This is a genomic window from Paenibacillus sp. BT-177 (assembly GCF_025846815.2).
Classification (GTDB): Bacteria; Bacillota; Bacilli; order Paenibacillales; family Paenibacillaceae; genus Paenibacillus; species Paenibacillus polymyxa_C.
Window position 1 is genome coordinate 1 of sequence record NZ_JAOYTP010000033.1, and the last position, 1,339, is coordinate 1,339.

Annotated in this window: 1 protein-coding gene; it reads right to left on the reverse strand. The window is 52.6% G+C overall.

Annotated elements, in window-relative coordinates; all coding sequences use genetic code 11:
* A partial coding sequence (locus OIU26_RS25785; RefSeq protein ID WP_264218414.1) for a condensation domain-containing protein occupies positions 1–1,339 on the reverse strand: 1,339 nt, incomplete at both ends.

The following is a 1,339-nucleotide window of genomic DNA, read 5'->3' on the forward strand; positions in this document are numbered from 1 at the left end:
AAAATAACTCGCAAACACTTCGTTGGTCACCAGCGACAAGCACCAGCCGTCCATCACAATATGATGGAAGCTCCATACAAAACGGTACGAATCCTCACCTGTGCGAAAAACAGCGACACGCATCAAAGCATCCTGCGCCAGATCAAAGCCTCTTTGCTTGTCTTGGCGCGTAAATTCGAGGATGTACTCGTTTTGCTGCTCGTCCTCCATGTCCCGCAGGTCCTCAACATACAATTCACTGCGCTTATTCCGGTACACAACCTGAAGCGGTTCATCTTTCCAGCCGCTGTAGAAGTTCGTGCGTAGTACCGTATGCCGCTGTACCAAGACATCCAGACTGGCCGCAAAGGCAGCGATATTAAAATGTCCTCGCAGATCAAAGGAGGCCTGTTCAAAATAAGCTCCCGATTGCGAATCCATCAGATTGTAAAAGAGCATGCCCTTCTGCATCGGCGTCAGTGCGTATACATTTTCCAGCTCACCGATACGTGCCGCCTGTTCCGCAATCTGTTCCAGCTCACCAGTCGTCAGACCTTTAAAGGACACATCACTTGGCGTCAGTTCTAGATGCTCCTGAGCGACGCAATGCGCAATGACCTCTTGCAAAGCAGATTGCAGCAGGCTCGCCACCCGTTCCAGCGTTTCTTTACGATACTGCTTACGGCTGTAAGCGATCGTCAAGCGCAGCTTGCCTTCTGAGATCATCGCGTTCAAATCCAGCGTGTACAGTAACGGTGAATGGGCATCCTCTGTTTCCCCTGCACGGTAGGAGGACAACGTGATTCCACTGTTTTGCAGATCCTGATCGACCTGACCCAAATAGTTAAAGCTGATTTCCGGTTCTGCTGCGATCGTGTCCATTTCATCTGCAGGCAACGCAGAGGACAGGTAACGCCAAGTGCCATAGGTCAGGCCTTTATGCGGAATACGCCGCAGGCCTTCCTTCGTTTCTTTAATCCGCTGAGCCAGTGTCATTTCCTTGCCGGTCTCCAGCAGCACTGGATACAAGCTCGTAAACCAGCCTACTGTACGTGTAATATCCACCTCTGGCAAGATCGCTTCCCGGCCATGGCCCTCCAGGTTCACCAGTACATGTCCTGCGCCTGTCCAGTTGTGCACCGCGAGTCCCAGCGCGGTCAGCAGCAAATCATTGACCTCGGTGTTATAGGCGCGATGGGCCTGCTTCAACAGTTGCTCGGTTTCAGCTTCGGTCCACTCCACCGTCAGCACTTCGCTGTCTGCATTCACGGAGCCCTCGTAGGCAAAATCCTTAGGTAGCGGCCCAGCTTCAGCTTTGACCTGTTCCAGCTGCTTCCAATAGACTTCATCCGATGCAGCC